Below are 16,778 nucleotides of genomic sequence, written 5' to 3' on the forward strand. Positions count from 1 at the left end.
GGGCCTCACGGCAGCAGGCGTGCGGGCAGCGCAGTCTCTCGCATCGTGCCGCCGCTCCCGGGCTCCACGCGGTGCAGGGTCGGGCCCGGTCGTTCCGCGACCACCTCCGTGAGCTCGCCTTCGGTGAACAGGGCCGCCGCGCCGTCGTCCAGGGCCCAGCCGGCGGGCAGCTCCCCCGCGGCCACGGCGGCACGGAACGCGGGCTCGCGGGCGGGCTCGCTGTCGTAGTGCGGGCAGAAGCCCCCCGGGAGCAGGCCGAGGCCGTCGCGCAGAGGCGTGACAGGACCGAAGGAGTCGGTGAGGCAGGCCCGGAACCAGCAGTTGGCGCCGGCGCTGATACCGCAGAGGAGAACGCCGGCGTCGTGGGCCTCGCGGAGGACCGCGTCCAGGCCGTGCACCCGCCACACGGCGAGCATGGCCGCGGTGTTGCCGCCGCCGACGTAGACGACGTCCTGGGAGAGGACGAGGGAACGCAGGTCCTGGTGGTCGCGGCTGAAGAGCGGCAGGTGGGTGGGTTCGCAGTCGCGCGCGGCGAACGCCGCGTGGAACTCCTCGACGTACGCCCGCGCGTCACCGCTCGCGGTGGGAACGAAGCAGACCTTCGGGCGGGGCCGTCCAGTGGTGCGCAGCAGGTATGTGTCGAGCGGCGAGCCGGGCGTACCGGGCATTCCGGAGAAACCGCCGCCCAGCAGCACGATCCTTCTCTTCGTGGTCATGGGGACATCCTTGACGCCCCCTCGGCGGGCCACACCGCTCGCCCCGGGCCGGCCCGGGAACGGCCCCCGGCACCGGCGGACCAACGACTCTGACGCGAAGTCGGACGCATGTCAATATGTATTCCTAATTTAGGAGAATCCCGGAACGTGGTGTGCTCAAAACCTTGACAGGCTCTTCCCGGCGGGTGCATGTTCGGCAACGTTGTCATCGCGATGGCAACGTTGTCATCGCCTCGATGATGCCAGGCCGTCTCCTCATTGAACATCCCTGAACGGAGCCGTTGTTCATGCCGGACCAGTCCTCCCTGCCCTCCCGACGCGCCGTACTCTCCACCGGCTCCACCCTCCTCGCGGGGTTCGGGCTCGGCATGGCCTTCCCCGCCGCCGCCTCGGCCGGGACGCGGCCCTCCAACCCCTCCGGCGCCCGGGGCGAACTCGCCGCGTACCGCCCGGTCACCGTGTCCTCCACCGACTACGCCCCCACACCGGCCGAGTTCGCCGTCGACGGTCTCGACCGGGTCGGCGTCCGGGGCTCCGGATGGCGGGCCGCCGCCGGCGACCCCCAGTGGATAACCGTCGACCTCCAGGCCCTGTGCAAGGTCGAGTCGGTGCGCCTGACCTTCGAGGCGACGGCTGACGACCCGCCGTACACCCCCGGGACGGGCGGCAACCCCCGCGACAACACCACCGGCCAGGAGATCCTGTCGAGTTGCGCGGTCGCCTTCGTGATCGAGACCTCGCGCGACGGCACGTCGTGGAGCGTCGCGCACCGCACCGACGACGGCAAGGGCGGGGTCGTGGAGATCGCCCTGCCCAAGCCCGTCACCGCCCGCTGGGTGCGGATGACCGTCACCAAGCGCTCCAACGCCAACCCGCTGGGCCTCAACGGCCTGCAGGTGTACGGCACCCCGCGCGGCCGGCGCCCCGAGGCCACCGGCTGGACCGACTGGGGCACCCACCACCGCACGCCCCCGGCCCTCGAGGTCGCCGACGACGGCACCGTGCCGCTGGAGTCCGGCTGGGACCTGACCATGGACGACTGGGCGGGTGGCAGCGCCGCGGAGCTGTCGGCGCCGTCCGTGGACACCAGCGCCTGGCTGCCGGCCACCGTGCCGGGAACCGTCCTGTCCTCGCTCGTGGCGGAGGGGCACCTGCCCGACCCCGTCGCCGGCTTCGCCAACCTGCACATCCCCGAGGCCCTCTCCCGCCACTCCTGGTGGTACCGGCGCGAGTTCCGCCTGCCCAAGGGCCTGCGCACCGGGGCCGGGCGCCGCGTCTGGCTCGAGTTCGACGGGGTCAACCACGAGGCCGACATCTGGCTCAACGGCAAGCAGGCCGGCACCCTCACCTTCCCCTTCGCCCGCGCCGCCTACGACGTGACCGCGCTGCTGGCCGCCGACGGCCCGCAGGCCCTCGCGGTGAAGATCAGCCCCATGCCGTTCCCCGGCAGCCCCGGCGACAAGGGCCCGGCCGGGCTCGCCTTCGTCGATGCCGGCGCGAACATGATGAACCGCAACTCGCCGACCTACCTGGCCTCCTCCGGCTGGGACTGGATGCCCGCCGTGCGCGACCGGGCCGCCGGCATCTGGAACCACGTACGGCTGCGCTCCACCGGCGACGCCGTCCTCGGCGACCCCCGCGTCGACACCGTCCTGCCGGACCTGCCCGGCACCGGAACGGCCGAGGTGACCGTCGTCGTCCCGGTCCGCAACGCCGCCGCGGACGCCCGGTCCGTCACCGTCACCGCCGCGTTCGACGGCGTACGCGTGCAGCGGACGGTCACCGTGCCCGGGGGCGGCAGCACCGACGTCGTCTTCGCCCCGGCCTCGGACCCGAAGCTGCGCCTGCGGAACCCGAAGCTGTGGTGGCCCAACGGCTACGGCGAGCCGGAGCTGCACCGGCTCACCCTCACCGCCTCCGTGGCCGGGCAGGAGAGCGACCGGCGCACCACGCGCTTCGGCCTGCGCCAGTTCGGCTACGAGTACGACGTCCCGCTGACCTTCCAGTCGGGCTCCAACGCCTACGCGCAGACGGTGACCTTCACCCGGCGGACCGCCCGCTACGTGCGCGTCCTGTGCCGCACCCGGGCCACCGACTGGGGCTCGTCGATGTGGGCCCTGTCGGTCGCCGACAGCACCGTGCCCGATCTCGACCTCGCCCTGCACAAGGACGCCACCGCCTCCTCCACCGACGACCCGTCCAACCGACCCGGCAACGTCACGGACGGGGACCCGGGCACGCGCTGGTCGTCGAAGTTCGAGGACGACCAGTGGGTCCAGGTGGACCTCGGCTCCGCGGTCGCCTTCGACCGTGTCGTCGTCACCTGGGAGCAGGCGTACGCCGAGACGTACACCGTCCAGGTCTCCGACGACGGCGACGCCTGGACCGACGCCGCGTCCGTCGACAACGCCGCGGTCCCGCTGCCCTTCCAGACCTCGGGCTCGGCGAGCCTGCAGGACGTGGAGTTCGCCGCGACCACGGCCCGCTACCTGCGGATCCTCTGCCACACGCGCGCCACCAGCTGGGGCTCGTCGATGTGGGGCCTGTCGGTGGTCGACAGCGGCACGCCGGGCACCGACCTGGCGCTGCGCAAGGAGGCCACCGCCTCGTCCTTCGAGGGCGACGGCAGCGGGCCGGGCAACGCGGTGGACGGCAAGCCCGGCACCCGCTGGTCCTCGAAGTACGAGGACGAGCAGTGGATCCAGGTCGACCTGGGCTCCGCGGTACGGTTCGACCGGGTCGTCATCACCTGGGAGCAGGCGTACGCCAGGACGTACACCGTCCAGGTCTCCGACGACGGCGACGACTGGACCGACGTGAAGTCCGTCGACAACTCCACCGTGCCGCTCAAGATCAGCGTCAACGGCGTCCGCGTCTTCGCCCGCGGCGGCAACTGGGGCTGGGACGAGCTGCTGCGCCGCATGCCCGCGGAGCGCATGGACGCGGCCGTGCGCATGCACCGCGACATGAACTTCACGATGATCCGCAACTGGGTCGGCAGCAGCAACCGCGAGGAGTTCTACGCCAGTTGCGACGAGCACGGCCTGCTGGTGTGGAACGACTTCCCCAACGCCTGGGCGATGGACCCGCCCAACCGCCAGGCCTTCCTCGACCTGGCGCGGGACACCGTGCGGCGCTACCGCATCCACCCCAGCGTCGTGGTGTGGTGCGGCGCCAACGAGGGCAACCCCCCGGGCCCGGTCGACGAGGGGATGCGCACCGCGGTGCGCGCGGAGGCCCCCGGCCTGCTCTACCAGAACAACTCGGCGGGCGGCATCGTCTCCGGCGGCGGGCCCTACGGCTGGGTCGAGCCCGAGCGGTACTACTCCGCGTCGACCTACGGCGGTGGCAGCTTCGGGTTCCACACCGAGATCGGCATGCCCGTCGTCTCGACGGCCGAGACCATGCGGCGCATGGCCGGCGAGGAGCCCGAGTGGCCGGTCGGCGGCGTCTGGTACCACCACGATTGGAGCACCCGCGGCAACCAGGCCCCGCAGAACTACCGCGCGGCCATCGAGGGCCGGCTCGGCACGGCGGAGGACCTCGACGACTTCTCCCGCAAGGCGCAGTTCGTCAACTACGAGAACTTCCGTGCCATGTTCGAGGCCTGGAACGGCCGGCTGTGGGAAGACGCCTCCGGCCTGATGCTGTGGATGTCGCACCCCGCCTGGTACAGCACCGTGTGGCAGACGTACGACTACGACTTCGACGTCAACGGCGCCTACTACGGGGTCCGCAAGGCCGCCGAGCCCGTCCACGTGCAGGCCGACCCCGTGACCGGGAAGGTCGTGGCGGTCAACCACACGCCCGCGGCTCTCAAGGGCGCGACGGTGTCCGCGCGTCTGCTCGACCTGTCGGGCCATCCGCTGTCCGCGGAGCGGCGCGGCACGGTGGACGTCGCGGCGTCCGCGAAGGCGGACGCGTTCACCGTGGCCTGGACGGACGGCCTGCCGGACTTCCACCTGCTGCGGCTGCGGCTGACGGACCGCCATGGCGAGGTGCTGTCCGAGAACGTCTACTGGCGTTACCGCAAGCCCGAGCACATGCAGGCGCTCAACAAGGCCGCGCGGACCCGGGTCGCCGCCGACGTCACGGACACCGACTTCTCGGGCGACCGGCACGGGCTGACCGCGCGGGTGAGCAACCGGGGGGCCACGGTCGCCGCCCTGGTCCGGCTCTCCCTGCTGGACTCCCGTTCCGGCGACCGGGTGCTGCCGACGCTGTACAGCGACAACTACGTGTGGCTGCTGCCCGGTGAGAGCCGCACGGTGACGCTGTCCTGGCCCGCCGGGGCGCTGCCGTCGAAGCGGCCGAAGCTGCGGGTCGACGGGTACAACGTGCCCGCGGTCACCGCGCAGCCGTAGCCGGTCGCGCCGCCGTGGCGGTCACCTTCGGGGTGGCCGCCACGGCGGTCCCGCGCGCCGGGAACCCGTCCCACATCGCGGACGTCTGACAGGAGGTGACGACTTCTCCAACCCTGATGCGCCCGGCGCGGTTCGGCGACCTGGCGGCCATCGTGGACGTGCACACACAGGCACGTGCCGCGTACTACCAGGCGGGCGGCCTGCCCGGCTCAGAGATCGACAGCCCCGACGGGTGGGCGCGCCGCCGTGCGACCTGGGCGCACGCGATCCAGTCGAGCGCGACGACGGTGCTGTGCGCCGTCGAGGACACCGAGGTGGTCGGTGTGGTGGCCATGGGCCCGCCCAAGGAGGGTGCGGAGGCCGCGCCCTCGTGCGGTGAGCTGCACCGGATCCATGTGCGGCCGGACCGCTGGGGCCGCGGCGTCGGGGGGCTGCTGCACGCCGAGTTCGTGCGCTTCCTGCGGGAGTCCTCCCTGGAGACGGGGCTGCTGGACGCCTGGGAGCGCAACAGCCGTGCCCTCGCCTTCTACACCCGCCACGGCTGGGTCCCGGAGGGCGGTCGCCGCCCGGGCCCGGGTGGCGTCGACTTCCTGCGTCTCCGGCTCGACCTGCGCGGCCGCGTCGCCGCCACCGCGGCGTCGGGCAGCACCGTGCCGCTGGACTGACCGGCGGCGTCTGGCATCCTGTGCGGCGTGCTGATCAAGGGCTACGACCACGGACCGCTGACGGCCGGCGAAACGCTGGCGGACCGGCCCGGCTTCTGGGCGAACCACCTCCTGGGGTGGTGCGAGGCCGGGCCGGACGGCGTGCGTCCCGAACCGGAGTGGTTCGGGGACGACGGGGCCGACACCGACGCGCTGGCGGGGGTGCTGTACGACGAGCGGGCCTGGCCGGTCCTGCGGGTGCCGTTCGGGGACGGGCACCGCGTCGTCGCGGTCTTCCGGAACCTCGACGGCGACCCCGGGCTGGACTTCCTTCTCACCCACCCCGGCTGGGCGTGTGCGGAGACCCTGCTCTCGTACGACGGCGACCGCAGCGGCCCCGGTCTGCACTGGCGTCAACTGCTGCACGTCGCCGCTTCCGTACCGGACGGCGGGCCGGGTCACGGCCCGGACGAGGGCCTGTCCGACCCCGCCGCCCGGCTGCTGCTCCTGCTGCCCGTCCTCACCGACGGGCCACGGCATGCGGCGGAGGCCGTTCCGCGGATCGCCTCCGCGCTCACGGCGGTCGGGGCCCCGCAGGAGACCGCGGCCCTCGCGGCCCGGTGCCTCATCGGCGGGACGGAGGACGGGATCTGGCACGACCCGGCGTGGGGCTCGCCGCTCAGCGGCGGCGGTTCCCGTGCCGGGGACGGCGCCGGACGGCCCGGCTCGTGGCCGCTGCCGGGCCTCGGCGTGACCGCCGCCGAGCAGGAGCGGCTCGCCCGCGCCCTGGGAGAGTACGGGGAGCCGTCCACGGCGGTCAGTGCGCGATCGACGTGACCCATTCCTCCACGGTGACGACGTCCGCCTGCCGCGGGAACACCTTCCCGGTGAGCACGCGGTGCACCTCGGGGTCGGGGTCCAGGCACCCGTCCGCCGGCACGGTCAGGCCGAAGTCGAGGTCGGCCGCCTGGCGCAGCGTGGACAGGACCACGCCTGAGGTGGCGATGCCGGTCAGGACGAGGCTGTCGACGCCGCGCGCCCGCAGGACCATGTCGAGGTCGCTGCCCGCGAAGGCGCTGACGCGCTTCTTGGTGACGACGACGTCGCCGGGCACAGGCGCGACGTCGGGGTGGATCTCGGCGCCCGGGTCGCCCGCGGCGAAGCCGCCGCCCCGGGCGAGCGCGCCGAAGGTCTTGTTGCGCGGGCTGACCTCCGGGTGACCGGCGCGGAACCCGATGACGACGTGGATGACGGGGATGTCCGCGGCGCGCGCGGCATCGGTCGCCTCACGCACCCGGGACAGGTAGCCGGTGTCCACGGTGAAGCGGTCCGTGATGGCCCGCTGGACGTCCATCACGAGGAGTGCGCTGCGCGCCATTCTTGCTGTCCTTTGTTCGTGCCGTGGGGACCGTGCGAGTCGTCCCCGCCGCCGGGCCGGCGCGCCGCGGGGGTGTCGCGGCGGCCGCGCAGCGCGGAGGCGAGCGCGGCGATCAGTGCCATGACGGCGGCCGCGCCGAAGACGGTGACGAGTCCGTGGTGGAAGGGACCGGAGACGAGCGTGGGGAAGAAGGCCGTGCCGGTCAGGATGTGCACCTGGTGCTCGGGCAGGGTGGCCAGGACCCCGCTGGGCCCGAGCAGGTGGCCGATGGGGTTGTCGCCGAGGAAGGTGGCGAACAGGGTGCTGACCGGCGGCAGTCCGGCGACCTGTTCGGCGGTGCCGGCGGGCACGCCGTTCGCCCGCAGGCCGTTCTCCAGCGTCCCCGGGAGCGAGCCGGCCAGTCCGGCGATCATCAGCGAGAAGCACAGGCCGATGGAGAGCGCGGTCCCGGAGTTCTGGAAGGTGGACCGCATACCGGAGGCGACACCGCGGTGTTCGGGTGCGACGCTGCCCATGATCGCCGAGGTGTTGGGGGCCGAGAACATGCCCTGCCCGATGCCGCTCACCAGCAGCAGTGCCGCGAAGGCGGGGTACGAGAAGTCGGCGGGGAGCGCGAGCAGGCCGACGAACGAGGCCGCCACCAGGACGAGTCCGGTGGTGGAGAACAGCCGTGCGCCGAAGCGGTCCGACAGGTACCCGGACACCGGCCCCGCCACGAGGAAGCCGACGGTCAGCGGCAGCATGAACAGGCCCGCCCACAGGGGCGTCTGCTCGAAGTCGTAGCCGCGCAGCGGCAGCCAGATGCCCTGCAGCCAGATGATGAGGGTGAACTGCAGGCCGCCGCGGGCGATCGCGGTGAGCAGCACCGCCAGGTTGCCGGCGGCGAACGCCCTGACGCGGAACAGCGCGAGCTGGAACATCGGTTCCGCGACCCGGGTCTCCGCGAAGCAGAACACCGCGAGCAGCAGCGCGCCCGCGGCCAGGCCGCCCAGCACCCAGGGGTTGGTCCAGCCCGTGGCGTGGCCGCCGTAGGGCTGGATGCCGTACGTGATGGCGGCGAGCAGTCCTCCGGCGCCCGCGGTGAAGGTGAGGTTGCCGATCCAGTCGACGCGCCCCGGCTTGCGCGCGCCGGTCTCCCGCAGGCTGCGGTACGACCAGAGGGTGCCGGCGACGCCGATGGGCACGCTCACCCAGAACACGGCACGCCAGTCGATGGTCGCCAGCAGGCCGCCCGCGATCAGCCCGAGGAACTGGCCGGCGAGCGCGGTGATCTGGTTGATGCCCAGCGCCATGCCGCGCTGCCGGGCGGGGAAGGCGTCGGTGAGGATGGCCGCGGAGTTCGCGGTCAGCATCGACCCGCCGACGGCCTGCACGATCCGGAAGCCGATCAGCCACAGGGCGCCGCCCCCGCCCCTCAGCGGGTCGAGGGAGAGCGCGAGCGACGCGCCGGCGAAGATCGCGAAGCCCATGTTGTACATCCGGACCCGGCCGAACATGTCGCCGAGCCGGCCGAGCACGACCACCAGCACGGCGGAGACCAGCAGGTAGCCGAGGATCATCCAGAGCAGATAGCCGATGTTGCCGGGGGCGAGCGGGTCCAGGCCGATGCCGCGGAAGATGGCCGGCAGGGAGATGATCACGATCGAGGCGTCGATGGTCGCGATCAGCACGCCGAGCGTCGTGTTCGACAGCGCCACCCACTTGTAGCGGCCGCCGTCGTCCGCCTGCGCGGTGGTCACAGCTTCTCCGCCAGCCGGTCCAGCAGCGGCAGCGCGTCGACGAGCTGCCGCCGTTCCTCGGCGGTGAACTGCCCGCCCAGCACGGCGGCCAGCCGCTGCACCGACTCCGACCGCCGGTCCGCGAGCACCTTGAGCCCCGCCTCCGTCACCGTCATCACGACGCGCCGCCTGTCGTGGGCGTCCGGCCTGCGGCTCACCAGCCCGCGTTCCTCCAGCCCGGCCAGCGTCGTCGCCATCGCCTGCGGGCGCACCCGCTCCAGCTCGGCCAGCGACCCCGGCGAATCCGGGCCGTCCCGGTCCAGCCGGGCGATCACCGACACCTCCGACAGCGTGACGTCGCCGACGGCGTGCGCCTGCCGCAACCGCCGCGCGATCCGCCCCACGCTCAGCCGCAACGCGGCCCCGACCTCGGTCGGCTCACCGGCTTCGAGTGCCTTGGCATCCATATTCAGTAACAGTAGGTTAATCAATCTGATGTAACTATCGAGCTCTGGTCAAGACCGCGCCAAGGACGAACGCTTGCCGCGCCCCCACTCGCCGGACCGTGACCCACGATCCCGGTGACGCCGCAGTTCACACGAGGGCGACGGGGCGCCCGGGGACCCCCCGCTTGCGGGAGACTCGCAGACAGCGCATAAGGTTAGGCTCGCCTAATACTTCAAAGGTGAACCACGTACAGGAGCTCCACATGTCTCTTCGGCGCCGCGGATCAGCCGCCGTCGCTGTCGCCATCGCCGCCGCGCTGTCCCTCGCGGCCTGCGGCGGGTCCAGCAGCAACGGGAAGGAGGGCAGTGCAGCCGCCTCCGCGACCGCCGGGTCCAAGGACTCCAAGTCCGTCGCGCAGGGCGGCGAGGACTTCGGGGACGCCGCGGAGAAGACCGCCGCGATGGGCACCACCGCCAAGCCGGGCGAGTGGCCGCGCACCATCACGCACGCCATGGGCAGCACCGTCCTCAAGGCGCAGCCCGAGCGCGTCGTCGTCCTGGACGTGGGCGAGCTCGACAACGTCGTCTCGCTCGGCATCAAGCCGGTCGGCCTCGCGCCCACCGAGGGCTCGCCGGAGCTCCCGTCCTACCTCGACGGGAAGGCGGGCAAGCCCGCGAACATCGGCACCATCAACAGCCTCAACCTCGAGGCGATCGCCGCGCTCAAGCCGGACCTGATCCTGGGCAGCCAGCTGCGCGCCGCCGACTCCTACGACGAGCTCTCGCAGATCGCGCCGACCGTCTTCTCCATCCGCCCCGGCTTCACGTGGAAGGAGAACTACCTCCTCAACGCCGCCGCGCTGGACAAGACCGCGCAGGCCAAGGCGAACCTGGACGCGTACGCGAAGAAGGCGGCGGACCTCGGCACGAAGCTGGGCGCCGACAAGCCGAGCGTGTCGATGGTGCGTTACATGCCCGAGGGCAAGATCCGCCTCTACGCGAACGACTCGTTCATCGGCACCATCCTCAAGGACGTCGGCATCCCGCGGCCGAAGAACCAGGACATCGAGGACCTGGCCGCCGAGATCAGCGCCGAGAACATCGACCAGGCCGACGCCGACCACATCTTCACCGGCGTCTACGGCGACCCCAAGGCCACCGACAAGTCCAAGGCCCAGGGCAACCCGCTGTGGAAGAACCTGCAGGCGGTCAAGGACGGCCACGCCTTCGACGTCCCGGACGAGACCTGGTACCTCGGGCTCGGGGTCACCGCGGCCGAAGCGGTCCTCGACGACCTGGAGAAGCACCTCACGGCCTGAGCCGGCGAGGCTGTTCCAGAGCCGTGCGCCGGGCGCCGGCGGGCCGTCGTGCCCGCCGGCGCCCGGCGCCCGTACGACACCCGACCCGGAAAGAGAGAGTGAGCTCGGCGCATGGCGCGACCGACCCGTCGCCGTATCGCCTGGCTGGTGGGGTGCGCGGTGATGCTGCTGATCGCCGTCCTGCTGAGCCTGGCCGTCGGCAGCCGTCAGATCGCCCCCGGCGAGGTGGTCCAGGCCCTGCTGCACGGCGGCACCAGTGACGACGCCCAGGTGGTGCGGGCGCTGCGCGTACCGCGCACCGTCATCGGCGTACTGGCCGGCGCCGCCCTCGCCGTGGCCGGGACCGTGATGCAGGGCATCACCCGCAACCCCATCGCCGAACCCGGCATCCTGGGCGTCAGCCAGGGCGCGTCCGTCGGTGTGGTGTGCGCGATCGCGTTCCTCGGCGTGCACACCCTCACCGGGTACGTCTGGTTCGCCTTCGTGGGCGCGGCAATCGCCGCCGTCGCCGTCTACGCTGTGGCCGCGGGCGGTTACCGCGGGGCCTCCCCCGTGAAACTCGCGCTCGCGGGCGCCGCGATGAACGCCTTCCTCGCCTCCGTGGTCTCCGGAATCGTCACCACCGACGCCCACGCCCTGGACGAGTTCCGGTTCTGGCAGGTCGGCTCGATCAGCGGCCGCGGCAGCGACGTCATCGGCCAGATCTGGCCGTTCGTGGCCGCCGGACTGCTCCTGGCCGCGGTGCTGGCCCGGGGCCTGGACGCGCTCGCGCTCGGCGACGACGCGGCCAAGGGCCTCGGCCACAACGTGGCGCTGCTGCGCGTCCTGGGCGCGGTGGGGGCGACCGTGCTGACCGGCGCCGCCGTTGCGGCCGTGGGCCCGATCGCCTTCACGGGCCTGGCCGTTCCGCACATCGCCCGGGCCCTGGTCGGTGCGGCGCACCGCTGGGTGCTTCCGGTGGCCGCCCTCCTGGGACCGGTGATGATCCTCGCCTCCGACGTGCTCGGCCGTATCGTCTTCCCGCCTTCGGAGGTACCGGTGGCCGTCATGACCGCCCTGCTCGGCGTGCCCTTCCTCATCGCGCTGGTACGACGCCGGACGGTGGTCGCCGCATGAGCCGCACGAGCCCCACGAACCCCACGAGCCCCACGAGCCCCACGAGCCCCACGAACACCGTGACGCGGGACGCCTCGCCGGCCGCCGCCGGCCGATGGGTGCGCCCGGCGGGGCACGCCGTCCTGCGCCGCGGGCGCGGCAGCCTCCTCGTCCACCGCAGGGCCGTGCTCGTCGCCGTCGTGCTCGCCGTGCTGCTGGCGGCGGCCGTCGTGGTCTACCTCTGCGTCGGCGAGTCCTTCGTCTCCCCGGTGGAGGTCGTCAACGTCCTCCTCGGCCGGCCCAGCCCCGACCAGCTCGTCGTCGGCACGCTGCGGCTGCCGCGGCTGGTCGTCGGCCTGCTCGCCGGGCTCGCCTTCGGAGTCGCCGGGGCGCTGGTCCAGACCGTCGCGCGCAACCCCCTGGCCAGCCCCGACGTCATCGGCGTCACCCACGGCGCGGGCGCCGCGACCGTCGCCGCGATGAGCTTCGGCCTCGTCTCGTACACCGCGCTCCCCTACGTGTCGATCGCGGGCGGACTCTCGGCGGCGCTGCTGGTCTACGTGTTCGCCTGGCGCCGCGGACTCCACGCCTCACGTTTCGTCCTCGTCGGGATCGGCGTCTCGGTCGCCCTGGGCTCGCTGACCCAACTCTTCCTCACCAAGGGCGACTTCCTCGTCGCCCAGCAGGCCAAGGTCTGGCTGACGGGCTCGCTCAACAGCCGCGGCTACGACCAGGCCGCCCCCCTGGCGACGGTGCTCCTGCTGGCGGTCCCCGCGGCGCTGTGGGCGGCCAGGGCCCAGCGCGGGGCCTCCTTCGACGACGACACCGCCGTGGCCCTCGGCATCCGGCTGGACCGCGTGCGGCTCGGCCTGACCGCGCTCGGCATCGTCCTGGCGTCCGTGGCGACGGGTGCCACCGGACCGGTCGACTTCGTCGCGCTCCTCGCCCCGCAGATCGCCCGGCGGCTGACGCGCACGGCGCAGATCCCGCTGCTGTCCTCCGCGCTGACCGGCGCGCTCGTGGTCGTCGTCGCCGACCTGCTGGCCCGGCGCCTGTTCTCCCCCGTCGAACTCCCCGTCGGCGTCCTCACCGCAGCGGTGGGCGCCCCGTACCTGATGTGGCTGATCGCCCGCACCCGCAGCCGTTCCGGAGGCACCACCCCATGAGCCGTACCAGCCGACTCACCGCCCGGGCGCTGACCCTGGCGTACGAGGACCGCACCGTCGTCGACGGTCTGGACCTGGAGATCCCGGACGGCCGCGTCACCGTCATCGTCGGCCCCAACGCCTGCGGCAAGTCCACGCTGCTGCGCGCGCTGGGCCGGCTGCTCAAGCCGCGCTCCGGCACGGTCCTGCTGGACGGCACCGAACTCGCCCGCATCCCCGGCCGGCAGATCGCCCGCACGATCGGCGTACTGCCGCAGAGCCCCACGCCGCCGGACGGCATCACCGTCGCCGACCTCGTGGCGCGCGGGCGCCAGCCCCACCAGAAGTGGTGGCAGCAGTGGTCGGAGGCCGACGAACGCGCCGTCGCCGAGGCCCTGGAGCACACCGGCACCGCCGACCTCGCGGACCGGCCGGTCGACGAGCTGTCCGGCGGGCAGCGCCAACGGGTGTGGATCGCCATGGCCCTGGCGCAGGAGACCGATCTGCTCCTGCTGGACGAGCCGACCACCTACCTCGACATCGCCCACCAGGTCGAGGTGCTGGACCTGGTCCGCCGCCTCAACCACGGGCGCGGGCGCACGGTCGTCGCCGTGCTCCACGACCTCAACCAGGCCGCCCGCTACGCAGACCACCTCATCGCCATGAAGGCCGGCCGCATCGTCGCCCAGGGCCCGCCCCGCGACATCGTCACGGCGGACCTGGTCCACGAGGTCTTCGGCCTGACCTCCGTCATCGTCCCCGACCCGGTCACGGGCAGCCCCCTCGTCGTCCCCGGAGTCCCCTGGCAGCCCGCCGCGGCCGACTGACGCCTCGGGCGTCACGCGGCACGGCGGGAGCACGGCCGGGCCCCGCCATACTGCACGGGTGACCTCACCGACCGGCCCCGTGATCCTCTTCGACGACGACCTCTACATGTACGTCCTCGCGAATGCGGCCCATGCGGAGGCCTACTGGGAGGAGCCGGACGAGTACACCCGCGGATTCGACGCGCGGGCCCGCCCCCTGCGCATGACGGGCGAACCCCATCGCGTCACCCTCGAACTCACCGGCGCCGCACCGGACGAGGCGACTCTGCGCCGCCTGGTCGCCGACCACTACCGTCGCTTCCTCCCCCGCGAGGCGGCGCCGCCGCGGGCCGCCGGTCTGGCGGAGTTCGTGGCGTCGCTGCCCCTCGACGGGGGCTGAGGCGGCACGCCGTCAGGCGGGCGTCAGGGCGCCGGCGTCGCCGCCCCTTCGGCGAGGAGGGCGCGCAGCGGTGCGCGCTTCGTGGGCAGTCCGGCGGACCGCAGCCAGGAGACGCGGTTGGCGATGTCGCCCCAGCAGGCGTCACGGTCGGCCAGCGCCCGCAGGAACGCGTGCTGGGCGGCCGTCAGGGGGCGGCCGGGCGCGTACGGCTCGGGGAAGGCGGAGGCGAGGAGCGGGCCCCAATCGCTGTCGACGGTGTGCTGGCTGCACATCGGGACCAGTGACAGGGCGGCCGGAAGGACCTCGTCGAAGTGCCGGGCCCGGTCGAGCAGTCCGCGGAGCAGGGTGAAGCGGAACCAGCCGTCGAAGTGGGGCAGCGGCTCGTCGAACCACGCGTCGGCGGCCGCGGGGTCGGCGAGCGCGTCGAGCAGGGCATGCACAGCGCCCGGGGCGGTGGTACCCAGGGCGGCGCAGGCGCGCACCGCCGGGTCGGAGTCCGTCAGGAGGCCGCCGGTGTCACGGCCCCAGGCGCCCAGCGACAGGAGGGCGCCGGCCCGTTCGCGGCGGTCGCCGTCGCCCCTGGCGATCCGCTCCAGTCGTTCGGCCGCGGCCGGTATGCGGTCGGCGAGTTCGGGTGCCCGGAGCAGATGCGTCACCGCGCCGAGGGCCGCCTCCCTGACGGTGGCGTCCGCGTCGTCCAGCCAGGGCGCGACCGCGTCGAACAGTTGCGGACGAACGGTACGGCACGCCTCGATCGCCGCGATCTCCTCGGCCCACTCCTCGCCGTCGTCCTCCTGGTCCTCCTCGTCGTCCTCGTACGCCGCGGAGTCGGCGAGTTCGCCCAGCCATTCCAGGAGCGCGGCGCGCAGCGGCCGGGCCCGGTCGTCCCAGGGGAAGAAGTTCTCGTGAACCGCAAGGGTGCGGGGGTCGTTCAGGACGGCCGCGACGAACAGAGCGGCCGGCGCGGTGGCGGAGTACAACGACCCCTGGTGCAGGACGGACATCTCCAGTCGGCCGAGCGACTCCGCCTGCACCTCCGGGTCGTCGTGGAGGAGGCCGAGCAGATCGTCCGGGGTGCCGTCGGCGGGCCCGTAGGCGTGGGCGAGTGCGGCCCAGTCGGTCGCCGCCAACAGGGCTGCGGGGTCGGGCGGTGCGGGGGTGGCGTGGTTCGCGGACATGGCGGCAGTCTGGCGCAGAGGTCTGACAACGGCCGCGCACATCAGGCGAATCCGGCTCTTTCCCCCGTGTTTCCACGTTAGCTGTGGGGCGGCAGTGAGGGGTGTGAAGACGGGGAGTAGATTGCGCCTGCCATTGGCATCGGATTTAGCGACAGCCTGGAGAACTTGTGACCGCATCCCCCCGCCGTGCCTGGTCCCGCACCGGCACCCTGATAGCAACCGCCGCGACCGGCATCATCGGTCTCGGCCTGTGCGCCACCCCGGCGTCGGCCCACACTCCGGTGTGGGACGTGACCTGCACCAAGGTCAAGGTCGACCTCACGCAGTACGGCCGCGGCGACAACACCGTGACGATCACGGTGGACGGCAAGGACCTGCTGCCCACCGAGACCTTCAAGGACCAGTTCCACACGGAGCTGCCGCTGCCGGCCCACACGACCGAGGTGCAGGTGCGCCTCGTCGTCAAGGCCGCCGACGGCGCGAACTACTCGCGTGACGAGACCAAGAACGCCCCGGCGTGCGAGGACTCGGGCGAGACCACGCCCACCCCCACGCCCACCCCGACGGAGACGAAGACCACCGAGTCTCCGAAGCCCAGCGAGACGCCCAGCGAGGAGGCCAGCACGGCCCCCTCCGCCGCGCCCTCGACCCCCTCCACCGACGAGTCCCCGGCCGGCGACCTCGCCGAGACCGGTGCCTCCAGCTCCACCCCGCTGCTCGCGGGTGGTGCGGCCGTCGCGCTGCTCGCCGGCGGCGGTCTGCTCTTCGCGAACCGCAAGCGTCGCGCCGCAGCACGTCACTGACCCAGGTCGCTGACGGCGGCGCGGTGACTCGCCGTGCATGACACAAGGGTGCCGGACCGTGCTCCGTACGGTCCGGCACCCGGCTTTTTGCGCCCCGCCGCGCGAGTTCCGCGTCAGGCCGCGGGCCCCCGCGCGGTGGAGGCCTCGAACTCCCCCTTGCGCAGCCGGTACACCTGCAGCCGCAGGTCGTAGTACTTCTCGGTCTCCCCGACCCATTCCATGCCGACGCTGCGGGCGGTGGCGGCGCCGCGGTCGTTCCGCGGGCGGACCACGGCGAAGAGTTCGTCCACGCCCGACGCGAAGGCGTACCCCGCCAGCGCGCGTCCGGCCTCGGCGGCCAGGCCCCGGCCCCAGAACGGGTGGGCGAGCTGCCAGCCGATCTCGAGGTCGACGCCGTACGGCGGGAGCGGCAGGACGGCGGCTCCGCCGACGAGTTCGCCGCTCTCGCGCAGTTCGACCGCCCAGCGTCCGGCCGGCGGTTCCAGGGCGGCGCCGCCCTCCTGCCAGGAGCGCAGCAGCTCCCGCATGGACGCGACGTCGGGCTGCCGAGTCATCGCCGGGGCCAGCCAGCGCGTCACGTCGTCCGTACCGTAGACGGCCAGCGCCGCTTCGGCGTCGTCGGTACGCCACGGCCTCAGGACGAGCCGGGGGGTGACGATCCGGGTTTCCTCGTTGCCCTTCGCGCGCTGTGCCGTGGCCGTACCAGTCATGTGCGTCTTCCGTCCCTGTCGCGGGCTCCGCCGGCCGTACGTCCGGCGGGCACCCG

General features: G+C 73.0%; 15 protein-coding genes. 9 read left to right on the top strand and 6 right to left on the bottom strand.

Features of this window, described 5'->3' with window-relative positions; translation table 11 throughout:
• Positions 1 to 5: 5 nt before the first annotated feature.
• Positions 6 to 716 carry a Type 1 glutamine amidotransferase-like domain-containing protein gene (locus tag OIE69_RS06060; RefSeq protein WP_392567466.1) on the bottom strand — a complete coding sequence of 237 codons (711 nt, stop codon included), beginning with the start codon at positions 714 to 716 and terminating at the stop codon, positions 6 to 8.
• Positions 717 to 1,003: 287 nt separating this feature from the next.
• Here OIE69_RS06060 and OIE69_RS06065 point away from each other — a divergent pair, with 287 nt between their 5' ends.
• The 3 genes from OIE69_RS06065 (at position 1,004) to OIE69_RS06075 (ending at position 6,561) form a co-directional block, all read left to right on the top strand.
• Complete coding sequence (locus OIE69_RS06065; RefSeq protein WP_326570901.1) at positions 1,004 to 5,080, top strand: discoidin domain-containing protein; 4,077 nt, start codon at positions 1,004 to 1,006, stop codon at positions 5,078 to 5,080.
• Between the two features lie 95 nt (positions 5,081 to 5,175).
• The gene (locus tag OIE69_RS06070) at positions 5,176 to 5,745 is read left to right on the top strand and encodes a GNAT family N-acetyltransferase (RefSeq protein ID WP_326570902.1); all 570 of its coding nucleotides are present in this window, start codon (positions 5,176 to 5,178) and stop codon (positions 5,743 to 5,745) included.
• Between the two features lie 27 nt (positions 5,746 to 5,772).
• Complete coding sequence (locus OIE69_RS06075) at positions 5,773 to 6,561, top strand: hypothetical protein (RefSeq protein ID WP_326570903.1); 789 nt, start codon at positions 5,773 to 5,775, stop codon at positions 6,559 to 6,561.
• Here the strand turns inward: OIE69_RS06075 and OIE69_RS06080 are convergent.
• Genes OIE69_RS06080 through OIE69_RS06090 form a run of 3 tightly spaced genes read right to left on the bottom strand, consistent with a single transcriptional unit; the run spans position 6,542 to position 9,287 of the window.
• On the bottom strand, positions 6,542 to 7,102 hold the full coding sequence (locus OIE69_RS06080) for a cysteine hydrolase family protein (protein WP_326570904.1): 561 nt from the start codon (positions 7,100 to 7,102) through the stop codon (positions 6,542 to 6,544). The genes OIE69_RS06075 and OIE69_RS06080 overlap by 20 nt on opposite strands.
• A complete protein-coding gene (locus OIE69_RS06085) occupies positions 7,078 to 8,841 on the bottom strand; it encodes an MFS transporter (protein ID WP_326570905.1) in 1,764 nt (587 codons plus the stop codon). The genes OIE69_RS06080 and OIE69_RS06085 overlap by 25 nt, the downstream gene beginning before the upstream one ends.
• Positions 8,838 to 9,287, bottom strand: a complete 450-nt coding sequence (locus OIE69_RS06090; protein ID WP_018562591.1) for a MarR family winged helix-turn-helix transcriptional regulator — start codon at positions 9,285 to 9,287, stop codon at positions 8,838 to 8,840. The genes OIE69_RS06085 and OIE69_RS06090 overlap by 4 nt, the downstream gene beginning before the upstream one ends.
• Before the next feature lie 242 nt (positions 9,288 to 9,529).
• Between OIE69_RS06090 and OIE69_RS06095 the strand changes: the two genes are divergently transcribed.
• The 5 genes from OIE69_RS06095 (at position 9,530) to OIE69_RS06115 (ending at position 14,031) form a co-directional block, all read left to right on the top strand.
• Positions 9,530 to 10,585 (top strand): ABC transporter substrate-binding protein, encoded by a 1,056-nt coding sequence (locus OIE69_RS06095; RefSeq protein WP_326570906.1) that lies wholly within the window; start codon positions 9,530 to 9,532, stop codon positions 10,583 to 10,585.
• Between the two features lie 111 nt (positions 10,586 to 10,696).
• Positions 10,697 to 11,701 (top strand): FecCD family ABC transporter permease, encoded by a 1,005-nt coding sequence (locus tag OIE69_RS06100; RefSeq protein WP_326570907.1) that lies wholly within the window; start codon positions 10,697 to 10,699, stop codon positions 11,699 to 11,701.
• A complete protein-coding gene (locus OIE69_RS06105) occupies positions 11,698 to 12,846 on the top strand; it encodes a FecCD family ABC transporter permease (RefSeq protein WP_326570908.1) in 1,149 nt (382 codons plus the stop codon). Before OIE69_RS06100 ends, OIE69_RS06105 begins: the two co-directional genes overlap by 4 nt.
• A complete protein-coding gene (locus OIE69_RS06110; RefSeq protein ID WP_326570909.1) occupies positions 12,843 to 13,652 on the top strand; it encodes an ABC transporter ATP-binding protein in 810 nt (269 codons plus the stop codon). Before OIE69_RS06105 ends, OIE69_RS06110 begins: the two co-directional genes overlap by 4 nt.
• Positions 13,653 to 13,710: 58 nt before the next feature.
• Entirely contained in the window at positions 13,711 to 14,031 is a 321-nt protein-coding gene (locus tag OIE69_RS06115) for a hypothetical protein (protein WP_326570910.1), read from the top strand.
• A 23-nt stretch (positions 14,032 to 14,054) separates the two neighbouring features.
• Here OIE69_RS06115 and OIE69_RS06120 read toward each other — a convergent pair whose 3' ends face one another.
• Positions 14,055 to 15,209, bottom strand: a complete 1,155-nt coding sequence (locus tag OIE69_RS06120) for a HEAT repeat domain-containing protein (RefSeq protein WP_326570911.1) — start codon at positions 15,207 to 15,209, stop codon at positions 14,055 to 14,057.
• A 167-nt stretch (positions 15,210 to 15,376) separates the two neighbouring features.
• On the opposite strand from OIE69_RS06120, the gene OIE69_RS06125 reads away from it, so the two are divergent.
• Entirely contained in the window at positions 15,377 to 16,012 is a 636-nt protein-coding gene (locus OIE69_RS06125; protein WP_392567467.1) for an LAETG motif-containing sortase-dependent surface protein, read from the top strand.
• A 113-nt stretch (positions 16,013 to 16,125) separates the two neighbouring features.
• Here the strand turns inward: OIE69_RS06125 and OIE69_RS06130 are convergent, their stop codons facing one another.
• Positions 16,126 to 16,722: a GNAT family N-acetyltransferase gene (locus tag OIE69_RS06130; RefSeq protein WP_326570912.1), complete on the bottom strand. Its 597-nt coding sequence runs from the start codon at positions 16,720 to 16,722 to the stop codon at positions 16,126 to 16,128.
• Positions 16,723 to 16,778: the final 56 nt, after the last annotated feature.

The organism is Actinacidiphila glaucinigra (genome assembly GCF_035918135.1).
Taxonomy (GTDB): Bacteria; Actinomycetota; Actinomycetes; order Streptomycetales; family Streptomycetaceae; genus Actinacidiphila; species Actinacidiphila glaucinigra.